The organism is Rhizobium sp. PK7-22, assembly GCF_056530405.1.
The window spans coordinates 2,193,973-2,211,818 of the sequence record NZ_CP096514.1 but is presented as its reverse complement, the minus strand read 5'-3'; the positions used below and the strand labels follow the sequence as shown (position 1 = coordinate 2,211,818).

The following is a 17,846-nucleotide window of genomic DNA, read 5'->3' as shown; positions in this document are numbered from 1 at the left end:
CTGTTCCTCAGAGACCGGTGGAGACGTCGATCGACTGACCTTCAGCCAGTGTGACGACAGCCTTCTTCACGTCCTTCTGCTTGCCGATGAAGCCGCGGAAACGCTTAGTCTTGCCCTTGCGGATCAGCGTATTGACGGCCTTGACCTTCACACCGAAAAGCGCCTCGATGGCAGCCTTGATTTGCGGCTTGGAAGCATCCTTGGCAACGTTGAAAACAATCTGGTTCTGTTCAGATACCAGCGTCGACTTTTCGGTGATCGAAGGAGATACGATCACATCGTAGTGGCGAAGATCGGTCACTTGAAACGCTCCTCTAGAGCTTCAACTGCGGCCTTCGACAGCACGAGCTTGCCGCGACGCAGGATATCGTAAACATTGATGCCCTGAACCGGCAGAACATCGACGTTGGGGATGTTCTGGGCAGCGAGCTTGAAGTTGCTGTCGAGTTCAGCACCGCCGATGAAGAGCACGTTGGTGAGCCCCATGGACGCGAACGAACCGACAAGCGCCTTGGTCTTTGCTTCGGCGGCAACCAGGTTGTCGATGACGATCAGGTCTTCCGACTTCAGCTTGGCCGACAGGGCGTGGCGCAGAGCAAGCGCACGGACCTTCTTGGGAAGGTCGTGCTCGTGGCTGCGGACGACCGGGCCGTGAGCCTTGCCACCGCCACGGAACTGAGGTGCACGCGCGGAGTGGTGACGAGCGCGGCCCGTACCCTTCTGCTTGTACATCTTGGCACCGGTGCGGGACACTTCTGCACGGGTCTTCGTCTTGTGCGTGCCCTGCTGCTTCTTGGCAAGCTGCCAACGAACCATACGGGCCAGAATGTCTTCGCGGGGGTCGAGGCCGAAAATCTCATCCGACAGGGAGACCTTGCCGGCGTCTTTTCCCTCGAGGGTCTTGACGTTGAATTCCATTTGCTTGGCTCCCTTACTTCGCGGCCGACTTGATGGCATCGCGAACAACGATCCAGGCGCCCTTGGAGCCGGGAACGGCACCCTTGACGAGGATCAGCCCGCGGTTCTCATCGGTGGAGACGACTTCAAGGTTCTGCGTGGTCACGCGCGTCTGGCCCATGTGGCCCGCCATGCGCTTGCCCTTCCAGACCTTGCCCGGATCCTGGTTCGAACCGGTCGAACCATGCGAACGGTGGGAAACGGACACACCGTGCGTGGCCCGAAGACCGCCGAAGTTGTGGCGCTTCATGGCACCGGCAAAACCCTTACCGATCGTGGTACCCGTCACGTCCACCAGCTGACCAGCGGTGAAGTGGCCGGCCGTCAGCTCGGTGCCGACGTCGATCATGTTGTCTTCGGTCACGCGAAACTCGACGAGCTTCGCCTTTGGCTCGACTTCGGCAACGGCAAAATGGCCGCGCAGCGCCTTCGTCACGTTCTTCACCTTGGCGGTGCCTGCACCCAGCTGAATAGCCGTGTAGCCATTCTTTTCCTGGGTACGCTGGGCAACGACCTGGCACTTTTCGAGCCGCAGTACTGTTACCGGGATATGTTCGCCGTCGTCATTGTAGACGCGGGTCATTCCCACTTTCTGTGCAATTACACCCGAACGCATCGGTTAATTCCTTCTCACTCAGCTCAAGGCGACCGCCTCAGAGCTTGATCTCAACATCGACACCTGCGGCGAGATCGAGCTTCATCAGCGCGTCTACCGTCTGCGGTGTCGGATCTACGATGTCGAGAAGGCGCTTGTGGGTGCGCATCTCGAACTGCTCGCGGCTCTTCTTGTCGATATGGGGAGACCGGTTAACCGTAAACTTCTCGATTCGGGTCGGAAGCGGAACGGGGCCCCGGACGCTAGCACCGGTGCGCTTCGCCGTCGACACGATCTCGCGCGTGGAAGCATCGAGAATTCGGTGATCGAACGCCTTCAGGCGAATGCGGATATTTTGGCCGTTCATTCGACGTTATCCTTGTTGTCTGTTACTACGCGTGCCCAACGAAAAGGCACGGGTTGTTCTTTTACCTAAGGCGGACCACCGGTTTCAAAGATCGAGAGGAACACCGCAGGACGGTATCCCTTTCCAGTCTTCGGGCCTTGCGACCCACCTTGATGCTGATTGCAGTTCCCTGCCCCATTCGAAGCAGGGGCAAATCGCGCTTGCGCGCCATTTGCTACATTTTCGTGTCATAAGCAAGCGACGAAACGCCGCTTGCTTAAATCATTGTTCGTCGCAGGTGCGGCGATGCCGGTGCGATTAGCACCGGCACTTGCCGTACGTCGCTTACGTAACGATCGACGCGACGATGCCGGCGCCGACGGTGCGGCCGCCTTCGCGGATCGCGAAGCGCAGCTTTTCTTCCATCGCGATCGGGTTGATCAGCGTCACCTTGACGGTGACGTTGTCGCCCGGCATGACCATTTCCGTGCCTTCCGGCAGTTCGACGATGCCCGTCACGTCGGTCGTGCGGAAGTAGAACTGCGGACGGTAGTTGGTGAAGAACGGCGTGTGACGGCCGCCTTCTTCCTTCGTCAGGATGTAGGCTTCTGCCATGAACACGGTGTGCGGCTTGACCGAACCCGGCTTGCACAGGATCTGGCCACGCTCGACGCCGTCACGCTGGACGCCACGGATCAGCGCGCCGATGTTGTCGCCGGCCTGGCCCTGGTCGAGCAGCTTGCGGAACATTTCAACGCCGGTCACAGTCGTCTTCGTCGTGTCGCGGATGCCGACGATCTCGACTTCCTCGCCGACCTTGACGATGCCACGCTCGACGCGGCCGGTCACAACCGTGCCGCGGCCCGAGATCGAGAACACGTCTTCGATCGGCAGCAGGAACGGCAGGTTGATCGGACGCTCAGGCGTCGGGATGTAGTCGTCGACCGCTGCCATCAGCTCGCGGATCGCGTCTTCGCCGATCTTCTTGTCGGAATCTTCCAGAGCGGCCAGAGCCGAACCCTTGATGATCGGAATATCGTCGCCCGGGAAGTCGTAGGACGACAGAAGCTCGCGCACTTCCAGCTCGACGAGTTCGAGAAGCTCGGCGTCGTCGACCTGGTCGACCTTGTTGAGGAAGACGACGATCGCCGGAACGCCAACCTGACGGGCGAGCAGGATGTGCTCGCGCGTCTGCGGCATCGGGCCGTCGGCGGCCGAGCAGACCAGGATCGCGCCGTCCATCTGGGCAGCACCGGTGATCATGTTCTTGACGTAGTCGGCGTGGCCGGGGCAGTCGACGTGCGCATAGTGGCGGGCAGCCGTCTCATACTCGACGTGGGCCGTCGAGATGGTGATGCCGCGTGCCTTTTCTTCCGGGGCAGCGTCGATCTGGTCGTAGGCCTTGTATTCACCGAAGTACTTCGTGATCGCGGCGGTCAGCGACGTCTTGCCGTGGTCAACGTGACCAATCGTGCCGATGTTGACGTGCGGCTTGTTGCGCTCAAACTTGCTCTTTGCCATTTCCGGCTCTCCGTTCTTTGCCCCTTTTCAGGGAAATTCTTTATGGGTTCAGAGGGTTACCCCGGTCACTTCTGACCGGAGTACTTCGCCTGGATTTCCGTAGCGACGTTGCTCGGCACCGGTGCATAATGATCGAACGTCATCGTGTACTGGGCGCGGCCCTGCGACATGGAGCGCAGGTTGTCGACGTACTTGAACATGTTGGCCAGCGGCACATGGGCATTGATGACCACGGCGATGCCACGGCTTTCCTGGCCCTGGATCTGACCGCGACGGGAGTTCAGGTCGCCGATCACGTCGCCCACGTAGTCTTCCGGGGTGACGACTTCGACCTTCATCATCGGCTCGAGCAGCTGTGCGCCGGCCTTCTTGGCCGCCTCACGGAAGCAGGCACGCGATGCGATTTCGAAGGCGAGGACCGAGGAGTCCACGTCGTGGAAGGCACCGTCGATCAGCGTCGCCTTGACGCCGAGCATCGGGAAGCCTGCCAGCGGACCGGAGGACATGACGCTTTCGATGCCCTTCTGAACGCCCGGGATGTATTCCTTGGGAATGGAACCACCAACGATCTTCGACTCGAACTTGAACTCGTCACCTTCCGGATTAGGTTCGAAGATGATCTTGACGCGCGCGAACTGGCCGGTACCACCGGACTGCTTCTTGTGCGTGTAGTCTTCTTCGTGGGTCTTCGTGATGGTTTCGCGGTAGGCAACCTGCGGCGCGCCGACGGTGGCTTCAACCTTGAATTCACGACGCATGCGGTCGACGAGAATGTCGAGATGCAGTTCGCCCATGCCGGCGATGATGGTCTGGCCCGATTCCTCGTCGGTCTTAACGCGGAAGGACGGATCCTCAGCGGCCAGACGGTTGAGCGCGAGGCCCATCTTTTCCTGGTCGCCCTTCGTCTTCGGCTCGATGGCGATCTGGATGACCGGCTCGGGGAATTCCATGCGCTCGAGGATGACCTGATGCAGCGGATCGCAGAGCGTGTCGCCGGTCGTGGTTTCCTTGAGGCCTGCGAGAGCCACGATGTCGCCGGCAAAGGCTTCCTCGATGTCTTCACGGCTGTTGGAATGCATCTGCAGCATGCGGCCGACGCGTTCGCGCTTTTCCTTGACCGTGTTCATGACCGACGTGCCCTTTTCGAGCTTGCCGGAATAAATGCGGGCGAAGGTCAGCGAGCCGACGAAGGGGTCGTTCATGATCTTGAACGCCAGCATCGACAGCGGCTCTTCATCCGAAGGATGGCGCGCGATTTCCTGCTCGGTCTTCACGTCGATGCCGTTGATCGACGGGATGTCGAGCGGCGACGGGAGGTACTCGACGACGGCGTCGAGCAAAGGCTGGATGCCCTTGTTCTTGAAGGCCGTGCCGCAGAACATCGGATGGAACTTGACGTCGATCGTGCCACGGCGAACCAGCGCGCGGATCTGATCGTTGTCGGGCATGATGCCTTCGAGATAGGCTTCGGTGGCAGCTTCATCGATATCGACGACCTGTTCGATCATCTTCTCGCGATATTCCTGCGCCTTTTCCTTCATGTCCTCCGGGATCTCGACGATATCCCACTGGGCGCCGAGCGACTCGTCGCGCCAGATCAGTGCGTTCATCTCGATCAGATCGATGACGCCCTTGAATTCGGTTTCAGCGCCGATTGGCAGCTGCATGACGACGGCGATCGCACCCAGGCGGGTCTTGATCATCTCGACCGAGCGGTAGAAGTCGGCGCCGGTCTTGTCCATCTTGTTGCAGAAGATCATGCGCGGAACATGATACTTCTCGGCCTGACGCCAGACGGTTTCCGTCTGCGGCTCTACACCGGCGTTGGCGTCGAGCAGCGCGATGGCACCGTCGAGTACGCGCAGCGAACGCTCGACTTCAATCGTGAAGTCCACGTGGCCGGGGGTGTCGATGATGTTGAAGCGGCGCATCTTGCCGTCGCGACCCTTCCAGTAGGTCGTGGTGGCAGCGGAGGTGATCGTGATGCCACGCTCCTGCTCCTGCTCCATCCAGTCCATGGTGGCCGCGCCGTCGTGGACTTCGCCGATCTTGTGCGACTTACCGGTGTAATAAAGGATACGCTCGGTGGTCGTGGTCTTGCCGGCGTCGATGTGCGCCATAATACCGAAATTTCGGTAGTCTTCGATTTTATATTCGCGAGCCATAGGACTGCCTTTCGAAATTCGGTCGGACTTAGATTACCAACGGTAGTGCGAGAACGCGCGGTTGGCGTCAGCCATCTTGTGCGTGTCTTCACGCTTCTTGACGGCGCTGCCGCGGTTGTTGGCGGCATCCATGAGTTCACCCGAGAGACGATCGACCATGGTGGTCTCGTTGCGCTTGCGAGCAGCAGCGATCAGCCAGCGGATCGCCAGGGCCTGGCGGCGCTCCGGACGGACGTCGACCGGGACCTGATAGGTTGCACCACCGACGCGGCGCGAGCGGACTTCAACGTGCGGGGCAACGTTCTCGAGGGCCGTGTGGAAGATACCCAGCGGCTCCTGCTTGACCTTGGCCTGCACGGCGTCGAACGCGCCATAGACGATGGTCTCGGCCACGGACTTCTTGCCGTGGAGCATGATGGCATTCATGAACTTGGTAACGATCAGATCGCCGAACTTCGGGTCCGGGTTGATCTCACGCTTTTCTGCACTGTGGCGACGGGACATACTTCTTGTCTCTCAACGGTTGGGACGCTTTATCACGCGGAGAACCTCGCGCAGCGCCGGAATACTGAATTCGGCCGAATTACTTCGGACGCTTTGCACCGTACTTCGAACGGCGCTGCTTGCGGTTCTTGACACCCTGGGTATCGAGAACGCCGCGGATGATGTGGTAACGAACGCCCGGCAAATCCTTGACGCGGCCGCCGCGGATCATCACGACAGAGTGCTCCTGAAGGTTGTGGCCTTCACCCGGAATGTAGCCGATGACCTCGAAGCCATTCGTCAGACGGATCTTGGCGACCTTACGCAGAGCCGAGTTCGGCTTCTTCGGTGTCGTCGTGTAAACGCGGGTGCAAACACCACGCTTCTGCGGGTTTTCCTGCAGAGCAGGAACCTTGTTGCGCTTTACCTGTGCCTGACGCGGCTTGCGGATCAGCTGGTTTACGGTAGGCATATAACCATCCCTTGCAAAATCTTCTTCCAAACCCTTGCGGGCCAATCTGAGGCCGTCTCCGGCCGTGACACACACCATGTCTCATGCGCAAAACGTGGCCCAAGCCGGTTTTCCGGATGGACCACAAAAAGCAGAGGACGCATTCCTCATGCGTCATGCGTGCAGCATTCGTGTCTTCAACGTGCGTCGGGGAGCGTGTTTGAGGCGTACTCCAGAACGAGTCGTTCCGAACGGACTAGCCTCACATTGCTTCCGATGGAGGGGCGTTTACTGTTTTACCCCTTTCTCGTCAAGGCCAATGCCGAAAATAATGGGTTTTGGCCCTTCCGGAACAGCTCTTGCGACACAAAGTTAGGATTTAAGGAGTGATTGAACAAGGCACGACAGCTAGGTTCGGGAATCGCCTGATCCCGTTCGGATCCCCCTGCCCTCGTGGTAAGCCGCCGGTCGGCAAGCCATCAACGGAGATGACATGATGACCACCCCCGACAACGACAACAACCTCGAAGGTCCCATGGTGTTCATCATCATCGGCAAGGCGTACGAGGTCAAGGACAGCGAAGGCATCGACCTGCACATCATGCTGCGCGCTCCCGACGACGATTCGGCCGTGCGCGAGGCTTTGAACGCGCTGTCCGAGGAAGGTTTCATCGAAGCGGAACTGGATCAGATCGGTGTTCTTCAGGAAGAGCCCGTCGAAGAGCCGCATGCCTCCGCCTACCAGGGCGCGCTCGAAGGCGAGGTCGCCATCATCCGGTTCGGCGACTAGCCAGTGCGAAGCATCCGCCGGATGACCGGCGGATGCTTCAGCCAACGTCAGCTTTGTTCTTATTTTACTGTAACGTCGAAATGATACTGATCGGCCGAGGCGTATCACCGGTCTCAGCCGGCAGGATCGGATAGATGATCTCCGGCATCTTGCCTGTCAGCGAATTCAGGAAGGCGACGATCAGTTCGACTTCCTCCTCCTGAAGCTCCTCGCCCAGTTGCGCCGTCCCCATCACGGCAACCGCCTGCTTCAGATCCCAGACCTTCCCGGAATGGAAGTAGGGTGCGGTCAAGGCGATATTGCGCAGCGGCGCTGCACGGAAGACGTAGGAATCGTCGGCAGTGTTGGTTACCGCGAAACGGCCCTTGTCGTTCTCGGGCAGCACATCGGCCCCTGGCTTCTCGATCAGGCCGAAGGGATAGTATCCCTCGCCGCCGACGTTGATGCCCGCATGACACGAGGCGCACCCCTTGTCCATGAACAGGGAGAGCCCCTGTTTCGCCTCGACAGTCATGGCGTCCTCGTCGCCGTTCAGGAAGGCGTCGAAGGGTGCCGGCGTGATCAACGTCGCCTCGAACGCCTCGATGGCCTTGGCGAAATTGTCAAACGTCACCGGATCCTCTTCGTCGGGAAACGCAGCCTTGAACCATGCAACATAGTCCGGCATGGACTTCAGCGTCAGGGTGACGGCAGCCGGCGTATTGGCCATTTCCACACCCGCCTGCACCGGCCCCTTGGCCTGCGCCTTCAGATCTTCGGCGCGCCCATCCCAGAACTGGGCAACATTGAAGACGGCATTGAAGACGGTCGGGGAATTGCGCGGTCCCTTCTGCCAGCCATGGCCGATCGAGGTTTCCAGGTTGTCATCCCCGCCCGTGCCGACGTTGTGGCATGAATTGCAGGAGAAGACCCCGGATGCCGAGATCCGGGGATCAAAGAAGAGCGCCTTGCCGAGGGCGATCTTTTCCGGAGTGATCTTGTTGTCTTTGACCGAGGGAATGGTGGACGGCAGTGGCTTGAACATTTCGATGGCGGTGTCGCGAAGATCGGCCGGGACCGGTTCGGCGGCGACGGCCGCGGTGGCCAGCAGGACGCTGACGGCTACCGACGACAACAGGTTTTTCATAAGAGCCTCCGTTCGTTTTTGGAACGGTTCCAGATCTAGAAGGCTCGCTCCCCGACGTGTTGAGGGAGGTCAATACATTAGCAATTCCAACTACGGAAAACCGAAAGGCGCCGAGATTTCTCCCGGCGCCTTTCATTCGTCAACTTATGGACCGGAAACCGGCCCCTCCTCGCCTTACTCGGCGGGTGTATTTTCGCCCGACAGTTCCTGAAGCATCGGCGTTGCTGCCGAGGCGCCGGAGCTCTTGCGACGCTCTTCGAGGATCATCTCGTCGCGCGATGTCGCGATGCGGCGGATCTGCGTCATGGTACCACCGGTACCGGCCGGGATCAGACGGCCGACGATGACGTTTTCCTTCAGGCCCTGCAGCGTGTCGGTCTTGCCGGCGATCGCAGCTTCCGTGAGCACCTTGGTGGTCTCCTGGAAGGATGCGGCCGAGATGAACGACGGCGTCTGCAGCGAAGCCTTGGTGATGCCGAGAAGGACAGGATCGCCCGCAGCCGGACGCTTGCCTTCTGCAACCAGAACCTCGTTCAGGTCATCCAGCTCGATACGGTCGACGTTGTCACCAACGATGTAATGGCTGTCGCCGGCATCAGTGACTTCGACCTTCTGCAGCATCTGACGAACGATCACCTCGATGTGCTTATCGTTGATGACCACGCCCTGCAGTCGGTAGACTTCCTGGATCTCGTTGACGAGGTAGGAGGCCAGAGCCTCCACGCCCTTGATCGCCAGGATGTCGTGCGGCGCAGGATTGCCGTCGAGGATGTAGTCGCCCTTTTCGATGTAGTCGCCTTCCTGAAGGTGGAAGGGCTTGCCCTTCGGGATCAGGTATTCGACCGGTTCCACACCATCTTCTGCCGGCTCGATCATCACGCGACGCTTGTTCTTGTAGTCGCGGCCGAGGCGGATCGTTCCATCGATCTCAGCGATGATGGCGTGATCCTTCGGACGGCGAGCCTCGAACAATTCGGCAACACGCGGCAGACCGCCGGTGATGTCCTTGGTCTTGGCGCTTTCGAGCGGAACACGCGCGAGCACATCACCCTGGCTGACCTTCTGACCGGGCTCGATCGACAGGATCGCATCCACTGACAGGAAGAAGCGGGCTTCGCCACCACGGGCCAGCTTCAGCACGTTGCCGGAAGCGTCCTTGATCACGATTGCCGGCTTCAGATCGGTGCCGCGTGGCGTCGAACGCCAGTCGATGACCTGGCGCTTGGTGATGCCGGTGGATTCGTCCGTCGATTCGGTGACCGAGATGGAATCGACCACGTCTTCGAACTGGGCGATGCCCTCGACTTCCGTCATCATCGGGCGGGTGTAGGGATCCCACTCGGCGAGACGCTGGCCGCGCTTGACCTTGTCGCCGTCGTCGACGAACAGCTTGGAACCGTAGGCGACACGCTGCGAGGATCGTTCGATGCCGCGCTCATCAAGAATGGCGACGGACATGTTACGGCCCATGGCGACAAGCACGCCATCGGAATTGCGCAGCATGTTGCGGTTCTTGACCTGAACGGTGCCCTCGTAAGAGGCTTCCAGGAACGACTGGTCGACCACGGTCGCCGTACCGCCCAAGTGGAAGGTACGCATGGTGAGCTGGGTGCCCGGCTCGCCAATCGACTGTGCGGCGATGACGCCGACGGCCTCACCCATGTTGACCGGCGTGCCGCGAGCCAGATCTCGTCCGTAGCAGACCGAGCAGACGCCCGTCTGAACTTCGCAGGTCAGAGCCGAACGGATGCGGACGGACTGGATACCGGCCTTCTCGATTTCCACGACGGCAGGCTCAAGGATCATCTGGCCTGCATCGACGATGCGTTCACCCGTGAGCGGATGATCGATGTCGTCGAGGGCTGTGCGACCAAGAACGCGGACGCCGATGGAGGCAACGACCTGACCGGCATCGATGATCGCCGTCATGGTGAGGCCCTTGTCGGTGCCGCAATCCACGAGGTTGACGATGCAATCCTGCGCAACATCGACGAGACGACGCGTCAGGTAGCCGGAGTTCGCGGTCTTCAAGGCGGTGTCTGCAAGACCCTTACGGGCACCGTGCGTCGAGTTGAAGTACTCGTTCACGGTCAGGCCTTCCTTGAAGTTCGAGATGATCGGCGTCTCGATGATTTCACCCGACGGCTTGGCCATGAGGCCGCGCATGCCGCCCAGCTGACGCATCTGGTTCGGAGAACCACGCGCACCGGAGTGGGACATCATGTAGATGGCGTTCATCTGCTTCTGGCGACCGGTCTCGGGATCGAACTCGACAGCCTTAATACGGGCCATCATGTCTTCCGCGACCTTCTCGGTGGCCTTGCCCCAGGCGTCGACGACCTTGTTGTACTTCTCGCCCTGGGTAATCAGGCCGTCGTTGTACTGCTGCTCGTATTCCTTGACCAGGGACTCGGTGTCACCGACGATCTTCACCTTGGTTTCCGGGATGATCATGTCGTCCTTGCCGAACGAAATGCCAGCCTTGCAGGCGTGGGTAAAGCCGAGCTGCATGATACGGTCGCAGAAGATCACCGTGTCCTTCTGGCCGCAGTGACGGTAGACCGCATCGATCATCTTGGAGATGTTCTTCTTGGTCATTTCCTGGTTGCAGATATCGAAGGGCACCTTGCCGTTCTTGGGCAGGAGCTCGCCGATGATCATGCGGCCTGGCGTCGTTTCGAAGATCTTCGAGTAGGGCTTGCCCTCTTCGTCGACGGACTTGAAGCGTCCGCGGATCTTGGAGTGCAGCGTGACGATCTTGTTCTCCAGAGCATGGTGCAATTCGCCCATGTCGGAGAAGACCATGCCTTCGCCCGGCTCGTTCTGGTTCAGGATCGACAGGTAGTAGAGGCCGAGAACCATGTCCTGCGACGGAACGATGATCGGTGCACCGTTGGCGGGGTGCAGGATGTTGTTCGTCGACATCATCAGAACGCGAGCTTCAAGCTGTGCTTCCAGCGACAGCGGCACGTGAACGGCCATCTGGTCGCCGTCGAAGTCGGCGTTGAAGGCCGTGCAGACGAGCGGGTGCAACTGGATCGCCTTGCCTTCGACCAGGATCGGTTCGAAGGCCTGGATGCCCAGGCGGTGCAGCGTCGGCGCACGGTTCAGGAGAACCGGATGCTCGCGGATGACCTCGTCGAGGATATCCCAGACTTCCGGACGTTCCTTTTCGACCAGCTTCTTGGCCTGCTTGACGGTCGAGGAGTAACCCTTGGCGTCAAGACGGGCGTAGATGAACGGCTTGAACAGCTCGAGCGCCATCTTCTTCGGCAGGCCGCACTGGTGCAGCTTCAGTTCCGGACCGGTCACGATGACCGAACGGCCGGAATAGTCGACGCGCTTGCCGAGAAGGTTCTGGCGGAAGCGGCCCTGCTTGCCCTTGAGCATGTCGGAGAGCGACTTCAGCGGACGCTTGTTGGCGCCGGTGATGACGCGGCCACGACGGCCGTTGTCGAACAGCGCATCCACAGATTCCTGCAGCATGCGCTTTTCGTTGCGGATGATGATGCCCGGCGCGCGCAGTTCGATCAGGCGCTTCAGACGGTTGTTACGGTTGATCACGCGACGGTAGAGATCGTTCAGGTCGGAGGTCGCGAAACGGCCACCGTCCAGCGGCACCAGCGGACGCAGGTCCGGCGGGATCACGGGAACGACCTTCATGATCATCCATTCCGGGCGGTTGCCGGACTCGATGAAGTTCTCGACGATCTTCAGCCGCTTCATCAGCTTCTTCTGCTTCAGATCCGACGTCGTATCGGCCAGTTCCGCGCGCAGGTCGCCGGCGATCTTCTCGAGGTTCATCGAAGCCAGCATCTCGAAGATGGCCTCGGCACCGATCATCGCGGTGAACTGATCTTCGCCGAATTCGTCGACGGCGATCATGTACTCTTCCTCGGAGAGAAGCTGGTTCTCCTTGAGGGATGTCAGGCCGGGCTCGGTGACGATGTAGTTTTCGAAGTAGAGAACGCGTTCGACATCCTTCAGCGTCATGTCAAGCAGCGTGGAGATGCGGCTCGGCAGGGACTTCAGGAACCAGATATGCGCAACGGGCGCAGCGAGCTCGATGTGGCCCATGCGCTCGCGGCGAACGCGCGACAGCGTGACTTCGACGCCGCACTTTTCGCAGATGATGCCCTTGTACTTCATGCGCTTGTACTTGCCGCACAGGCACTCGTAGTCCTTGATCGGTCCAAAGATGCGCGCGCAGAACAGGCCGTCGCGTTCCGGCTTGAACGTCCGGTAGTTGATGGTCTCCGGCTTCTTGATCTCGCCAAAGGACCAGGAGAGAATCTTCTCGGGGCTGGCAATCGAAATCCGGATGGAATCGAAATGCTGCGCCGGTACCGACGGGTTGAAAAGGTTCATGACCTCTTGGTTCATGCCTATCTCCTTATGGGGCGTAAGCCCTCAGCTTGCGATCGTGATCCTCCAATTCCCGGGAGAAGGATCCGACGCTCGAAAACGGTCTTAGCCGCAAAATGCGGCGAAAGTTCCCTGCCCTCCGATTTACGTCGGGACAGGGTTGGCGCGCGCTGTCAGGCAGCGCGCGCCATTTCGGAGATTATTCGGCTGCGTCCGGCAGTTGCGCGGCTTCGTCCAGCTTCGAGTTCTCGAGCTCGACGGAGAGACCCAGAGACCGCATTTCCTTGACGAGAACGTTGAAGCTCTCGGGAATGCCTGCCTCGAAGGTATCGTCACCACGGACGATCGCCTCGTAGACCTTCGTACGGCCTGCCACGTCATCCGACTTCACGGTCAGCATTTCCTGCAGCGTGTAGGCGGCACCATAGGCTTCAAGAGCCCAGACCTCCATTTCGCCGAAGCGCTGACCGCCGAACTGCGCCTTGCCACCGAGCGGCTGCTGGGTCACGAGCGAGTAAGGACCGATCGAACGGGCATGGATCTTGTCGTCCACAAGGTGGTTCAACTTGATCATGTACATGTAGCCGACGGTGACCTTGCGGTCGAAGGCTTCCCCGGTACGTCCATCGTAGAGAACCGACTGACCCGACGGATCGAGACCCGCCCGCGTCAGCATGGCAGCAACGTCTGGCTCGTGCGCACCGTCGAAGACCGGCGTGGCAATCGACACACCGCCCTTGGACTGTTCGGCAAGCCGGACAAGCGACTCATCGTCGAAGTTTGCAACTTCGTCGTTGGCCATGCTCTCGTAGGTTTCCTGCAGCTCGCGCTTCAGGTCGGTGATGTCGCTCGACTTCCTGTAGTCCTCGAGCATCTGGCCGATCTTCTTGCCCATGCCGGCGCAAGCCCAGGCCAGGTGGGTTTCGAGGATCTGTCCGACGTTCATGCGCGAAGGCACACCGAGCGGGTTCAGAACGATGTCGACATGCGTGCCGTCTTCGAGGAACGGCATGTCCTCGACCGGTACGATGCGCGACACGACGCCCTTGTTGCCGTGACGGCCAGCCATCTTGTCGCCTGGCTGGATCTTGCGCTTCACAGCGACGAAGACCTTGACCATCTTCATGACGCCCGGAGGCATTTCGTCGCCGCGCTGGACCTTTTCGACCTTGTCCATGAAGCGCTGTTCGAGGCGCGACTTGGATTCGTCGTACTGGGCCCGCAGAGCTTCGATCTCGGCCTGGACCTTCTCGTCCTCGACAGCAAACATCCACCACTGCGACCGCGGGTACTCCGAGATCACGGCATTGGTGAGTTCGCCGCCCTTCTTGAAGCCCTTTGGACCGGCGACCGAATTCTGACCGCGCAGCATGTCCGTAAGACGGCCATAGACGTTGCGGTCGAGAATCGCCTGTTCGTCGTCGCGGTCCTTGGCGAGGGTTTCGATTTCCTCGCGCTCGATCGCCATCGCACGTTCGTCCTTCTCGACGCCGTGACGGTTGAAGACGCGAACTTCGACGACTGTCCCGAACGTGCCCGGAGGCATGCGCATGGAGGTGTCGCGAACATCGGAAGCCTTCTCACCGAAGATGGCGCGCAGAAGCTTCTCTTCCGGGGTCATCGGGCTTTCGCCCTTCGGGGTGATCTTGCCGACGAGAATGTCGCCGGGGGTCACTTCCGCACCGATGTAGACGATACCGGCTTCGTCGAGGTTCTTCAGCGCTTCTTCCGAGACGTTCGGAATGTCGCGGGTGATTTCTTCAGGACCAAGCTTGGTGTCACGCGCCATCACTTCGAATTCCTCGATGTGGATGGAGGTGAAGACGTCGTCGGAGACGATCCGCTCGGAGAGCAGGATGGAGTCTTCGTAGTTGTAGCCGTTCCAGGGCATGAACGCGACGAGCGCGTTGCGGCCGAGAGCCAAGTCACCGAGGTCGGTGGACGGACCGTCGGCGATGATGTCGCCCTTGTTCAGAATGTCGCCGACGGCGACCAGCGGGCGCTGGTTGACGCAGGTGTTCTGGTTGGAGCGCTGGAACTTCTGCAGGCGGTAGATATCGACACCGGACTTGCCGGCATCGAGGTCTTCCGTCGCACGGATAACGATACGGGTCGCATCGACCTGGTCGACCACGCCGCCACGACGGGCAGCGATGGCAGCACCGGAGTCACGGGCAACGATCGGCTCCATGCCGGTACCAACGAACGGCGCTTCGGCACGTACCAGTGGCACGGCCTGACGCTGCATGTTGGAACCCATCAGAGCGCGGTTGGCGTCGTCGTTTTCCAGGAACGGGATCAGAGCGGCGGCGACCGACACGAGCTGCTTGGGCGAGACGTCCATCAGGTTGATGGTGTCGCGCGGCGACAGCATGACTTCGCCGGCATGACGGCAGACGACGAACTCTTCGACGAAGGAACCGTTCGCGTCGAGCTCGGCATTGGCCTGTGCCACGTAGTACTTCGCCTCTTCCATGGCGGAGAGGTAGAGCACTTCCTTGGTGACGACGCCGTCGATGATCTTGCGGTACGGGCTTTCGATGAAGCCGTACTTGTTGACCCGGGCGAAGGTGGCCAGCGAGTTGATCAGACCGATGTTGGGGCCTTCCGGCGTCTCGATCGGGCAGATGCGGCCGTAATGGGTCGGGTGAACGTCGCGGACTTCGAAGCCGGCGCGCTCACGGGTCAGACCACCCGGTCCAAGAGCCGAGAGGCGGCGCTTGTGGGTGATTTCCGAAAGCGGGTTCACCTGGTCCATGAACTGCGACAGCTGCGAGGAGCCGAAGAATTCGCGAACGGCGGCGGCGGCCGGCTTGGCGTTGATCAGGTCCTGCGGCATGACGGTGTCGATCTCTATCGACGACATGCGTTCCTTGATCGCACGTTCCATGCGCAGCAGACCCAGGCGGTACTGGTTCTCCATGAGCTCGCCGACCGACCGCACACGGCGGTTGCCGAGGTTGTCGATGTCGTCGATCTCGCCCTTGCCGTCACGCAACTCGACGAGCATCCGGACCACGGCCAGGATGTCTTCCTTGCGCAGGACGCGCATGGTGTCGGGTGCATCGAGGTCGAGGCGCATGTTCATCTTGACGCGGCCAACGGCGGACAGGTCGTAGCGCTCGCTGTCGAAGAACAGCGAGTTGAACATGGCTTCGGCCGATTCCATGGTCGGCGGCTCGCCCGGACGCATGACGCGGTAGATGTCGAACAAGGCTTCCTGACGGTTCTCGTTCTTGTCTGCCACCAGCGTGTTGCGGATGTAGGCGCCGACGTTGATGTGGTCGATGTCGAGGATCGGGATTTCGGTGAAACCCAATTTCATCAGCTCGACCAGGTTGCCCTTGCGTTCGCCGGACTTGGCGTCGAGCGCCATTTCCAGCTCTTCACCGGCTTCCAGGTAGACTTCACCCGTTTCCGGGTTGACGATGTCTTCGGCCACGAAATTGCCGACGAGATCTTCGTCGCTGGCACGAAGCGCCTTCAGGCCCTTGTCCGTCAGCTGACGGAGCAGGCGCGGAGTGAGCTTCTTGCCGGACTCGACAACCACTTCGCCGGTGTCGGCGTCGATCATGTCGGAAAGCGTCTTGGCACCCTTCAGCGTCTCGGGCTGGAAGGGAATGCGCCAGCCGTCGCCGTCACGAACGTAGTCGGACTTCGTGTAGAAGGTCGACAGGATCTCTTCGCCGTCCATGCCAAGCGCCATCAGCAGCGAGGTCGCCGGGATCTTGCGGCGGCGGTCGATGCGGGCGTAGACGATGTCCTTGGCGTCGAACTCGATGTCTAGCCAGGAACCGCGGTACGGGATGACGCGGGCAGCAAACAGAAGCTTGCCCGAGGAGTGGCTCTTGCCCTTGTCGTGGTCGAAGAAGACGCCTGGCGAACGGTGCATCTGCGAGACGATGACGCGCTCGGTGCCGTTGACGATGAAGGTGCCGTTGTTGGTCATCAGGGGCATGTCGCCCATGTAGACCGACTGTTCCTTGATGTCCTTGATGGACTTGGCGCCGGTATCCTCGTCGATATCGAACACAATCAGACGGAGCGTCACCTTGAGCGGCGCCGCATAGGTCAGATCGCGCTGACGGCATTCCTCGACGTCGAACTTCGGCGGCTCGAATTCATAGGACACGAATTCCAGCATGGAGGCGCCGGAGAAATCGGTGATCGGGAACACGGACCGGAAAACGGCGTTCAGACCTTCGTCCGGACGGCCCCCTTCGGGCTCTTCGACCATGAGAAACTGGTCGTAGGATGCCTTCTGAACCTCGATGAGGTTCGGCATTTCTGCGACTTCGGGGATTTTACCAAAAAACTTGCGTACGCGCCTGCGACCATTGAACGAAAGGGTCTGAGCCATCGTCGCTCCTTCAAAAACTGCATCCGGGCCTGCAACGGACGGAATTCGATGGCCAGTCGATCCCGTCGATCATGGGTGTTTCAAATCTCGTCCCACTTCCCGAACCGTCGGCCGGATTGCCGTTCGTTTCGGGCGGAGACCATCCTCTTGAAGAACCCATTACCCAAAAGCCGGTTCAAGGGCTTTTGGGTAAAACGTTCCGAGAAATGAGTATCGGGAGAGGACATGCGCCCTCTCCCGACATAGTCAATACTACTTAACTTCAACCTTGGCGCCGGCGTCTTCAAGCTTCTTCTTGAGGTCGGCAGCTTCAGCCTTGTTAACGCCTTCCTTGACAGCCTTCGGAGCGCCTTCGACGAGATCCTTGGCTTCCTTGAGGCCCAGGCCGGTGATGGCGCGGACTTCCTTGATGACGTTGATCTTGTTCGCGCCGGCTTCCATGAGCATGACGTCGAACTCGGTCTTTTCTTCTTCAACAACAGCAGCAGCGCCACCGCCGACAGCAGCAGCAGCCACTGGTGCAGCTGCGGAAACGCCCCACTTCTCTTCGAGCATCTTGGACAGCTCAGCAGCTTCCATGACGGTCAGCGAGGAGAGGTCTTCAACGATCTTTGCGAGATCAGCCATTTTCGTAGTTCCTTTTGTGTTCGGTTCGATCTGGTTTGATATCTACAGCGAAAAACCGCC

The 17,846-nt window shown here is 60.0% G+C and carries 13 protein-coding genes; 1 reads left to right on the top strand and 12 read right to left on the bottom strand.

Annotated elements, in window-relative coordinates; genetic code table 11:
* Positions 1–7 precede the first annotated feature (7 nt).
* The 8 genes from M1E10_RS15500 to rpsL form a co-directional block, all read right to left on the bottom strand.
* A complete protein-coding gene (locus M1E10_RS15500; protein WP_499173737.1) occupies positions 8–301 on the bottom strand; it encodes an uL23 family ribosomal protein in 294 nt (97 codons plus the stop codon).
* On the bottom strand, positions 298–918 hold the full coding sequence (gene rplD, locus M1E10_RS15495; RefSeq protein WP_499173736.1) for a 50S ribosomal protein L4: 621 nt from the start codon (positions 916–918) through the stop codon (positions 298–300). Before rplD ends, M1E10_RS15500 begins: the two co-directional genes overlap by 4 nt.
* Positions 919–931: 13 nt before the next feature.
* Positions 932–1,573, bottom strand: coding sequence for a large ribosomal subunit protein uL3 (gene rplC / locus M1E10_RS15490; protein ID WP_499173735.1), 642 nt, complete (start codon positions 1,571–1,573; stop codon positions 932–934).
* Between the two features lie 37 nt (positions 1,574–1,610).
* Complete coding sequence (gene rpsJ / locus M1E10_RS15485) at positions 1,611–1,919, bottom strand: 30S ribosomal protein S10 (protein WP_003547547.1); 309 nt, start codon at positions 1,917–1,919, stop codon at positions 1,611–1,613.
* 324 nt (positions 1,920–2,243) lie between these two features.
* Positions 2,244–3,419 carry an elongation factor Tu gene (gene tuf / locus M1E10_RS15480; RefSeq protein WP_499173734.1) on the bottom strand — a complete coding sequence of 392 codons (1,176 nt, stop codon included), beginning with the start codon at positions 3,417–3,419 and terminating at the stop codon, positions 2,244–2,246.
* Positions 3,420–3,484: 65 nt separating this feature from the next.
* Positions 3,485–5,584, bottom strand: a complete 2,100-nt coding sequence (gene fusA / locus M1E10_RS15475; RefSeq protein ID WP_499173733.1) for an elongation factor G — start codon at positions 5,582–5,584, stop codon at positions 3,485–3,487.
* Between the two features lie 33 nt (positions 5,585–5,617).
* Entirely contained in the window at positions 5,618–6,088 is a 471-nt protein-coding gene (rpsG, locus tag M1E10_RS15470; RefSeq protein ID WP_029621196.1) for a 30S ribosomal protein S7, read from the bottom strand.
* Positions 6,089–6,167: 79 nt separating this feature from the next.
* A complete protein-coding gene (gene rpsL / locus M1E10_RS15465) occupies positions 6,168–6,539 on the bottom strand; it encodes a 30S ribosomal protein S12 (RefSeq protein ID WP_003507760.1) in 372 nt (123 codons plus the stop codon).
* 472 nt (positions 6,540–7,011) lie between these two features.
* Here rpsL and M1E10_RS15460 point away from each other — a divergent pair, with 472 nt between their 5' ends.
* Positions 7,012–7,308: a transcriptional regulator gene (locus M1E10_RS15460; RefSeq protein ID WP_499173732.1), complete on the top strand. Its 297-nt coding sequence runs from the start codon at positions 7,012–7,014 to the stop codon at positions 7,306–7,308.
* Positions 7,309–7,372: 64 nt separating this feature from the next.
* Here the strand turns inward: M1E10_RS15460 and M1E10_RS15455 are convergent, their stop codons facing one another.
* The 4 genes from M1E10_RS15455 to rplL all read right to left on the bottom strand — a co-directional run bounded on the left by M1E10_RS15455 (position 7,373) and on the right by rplL (position 17,786).
* Entirely contained in the window at positions 7,373–8,434 is a 1,062-nt protein-coding gene (locus tag M1E10_RS15455; protein ID WP_499173731.1) for a cytochrome-c peroxidase, read from the bottom strand.
* A gap of 174 nt (positions 8,435–8,608) precedes the next feature.
* Positions 8,609–12,817 carry a DNA-directed RNA polymerase subunit beta' gene (rpoC, locus tag M1E10_RS15450; RefSeq protein ID WP_499173730.1) on the bottom strand — a complete coding sequence of 1,403 codons (4,209 nt, stop codon included), beginning with the start codon at positions 12,815–12,817 and terminating at the stop codon, positions 8,609–8,611.
* 181 nt (positions 12,818–12,998) lie between these two features.
* Positions 12,999–17,159 carry a DNA-directed RNA polymerase subunit beta gene (rpoB, locus tag M1E10_RS15445; RefSeq protein ID WP_499173729.1) on the bottom strand — a complete coding sequence of 1,387 codons (4,161 nt, stop codon included), beginning with the start codon at positions 17,157–17,159 and terminating at the stop codon, positions 12,999–13,001.
* A 252-nt stretch (positions 17,160–17,411) separates the two neighbouring features.
* On the bottom strand, positions 17,412–17,786 hold the full coding sequence (rplL, locus tag M1E10_RS15440) for a ribosomal protein bL12 (RefSeq protein WP_499173728.1): 375 nt from the start codon (positions 17,784–17,786) through the stop codon (positions 17,412–17,414).
* Positions 17,787–17,846: the final 60 nt, after the last annotated feature.

What these genes read in the sequence shown, in the direction of transcription:
- rplD (WP_499173736.1), bottom strand. Translation starts at nt 918, where the DNA reads ATGGAATTCAACGTCAAGACCCTCGAGGGAAAAGACGCCGGCAAGGTC.
- rplC (WP_499173735.1), bottom strand. Translation starts at nt 1,573, where the DNA reads ATGCGTTCGGGTGTAATTGCACAGAAAGTGGGAATGACCCGCGTCTAC.
- rpsJ (WP_003547547.1), bottom strand. Translation starts at nt 1,919, where the DNA reads ATGAACGGCCAAAATATCCGCATTCGCCTGAAGGCGTTCGATCACCGA.
- tuf (WP_499173734.1), bottom strand. Translation starts at nt 3,419, where the DNA reads ATGGCAAAGAGCAAGTTTGAGCGCAACAAGCCGCACGTCAACATCGGC.
- fusA (WP_499173733.1), bottom strand. Translation starts at nt 5,584, where the DNA reads ATGGCTCGCGAATATAAAATCGAAGACTACCGAAATTTCGGTATTATG.
- rpsG (WP_029621196.1), bottom strand. Translation starts at nt 6,088, where the DNA reads ATGTCCCGTCGCCACAGTGCAGAAAAGCGTGAGATCAACCCGGACCCG.
- rpsL (WP_003507760.1), bottom strand. Translation starts at nt 6,539, where the DNA reads ATGCCTACCGTAAACCAGCTGATCCGCAAGCCGCGTCAGGCACAGGTA.
- M1E10_RS15460 (WP_499173732.1), top strand. Translation starts at nt 7,012, where the DNA reads ATGATGACCACCCCCGACAACGACAACAACCTCGAAGGTCCCATGGTG.
- M1E10_RS15455 (WP_499173731.1), bottom strand. Translation starts at nt 8,434, where the DNA reads ATGAAAAACCTGTTGTCGTCGGTAGCCGTCAGCGTCCTGCTGGCCACC.
- rpoC (WP_499173730.1), bottom strand. Translation starts at nt 12,817, where the DNA reads ATGAACCAAGAGGTCATGAACCTTTTCAACCCGTCGGTACCGGCGCAG.
- rpoB (WP_499173729.1), bottom strand. Translation starts at nt 17,159, where the DNA reads ATGGCTCAGACCCTTTCGTTCAATGGTCGCAGGCGCGTACGCAAGTTT.
- rplL (WP_499173728.1), bottom strand. Translation starts at nt 17,786, where the DNA reads ATGGCTGATCTCGCAAAGATCGTTGAAGACCTCTCCTCGCTGACCGTC.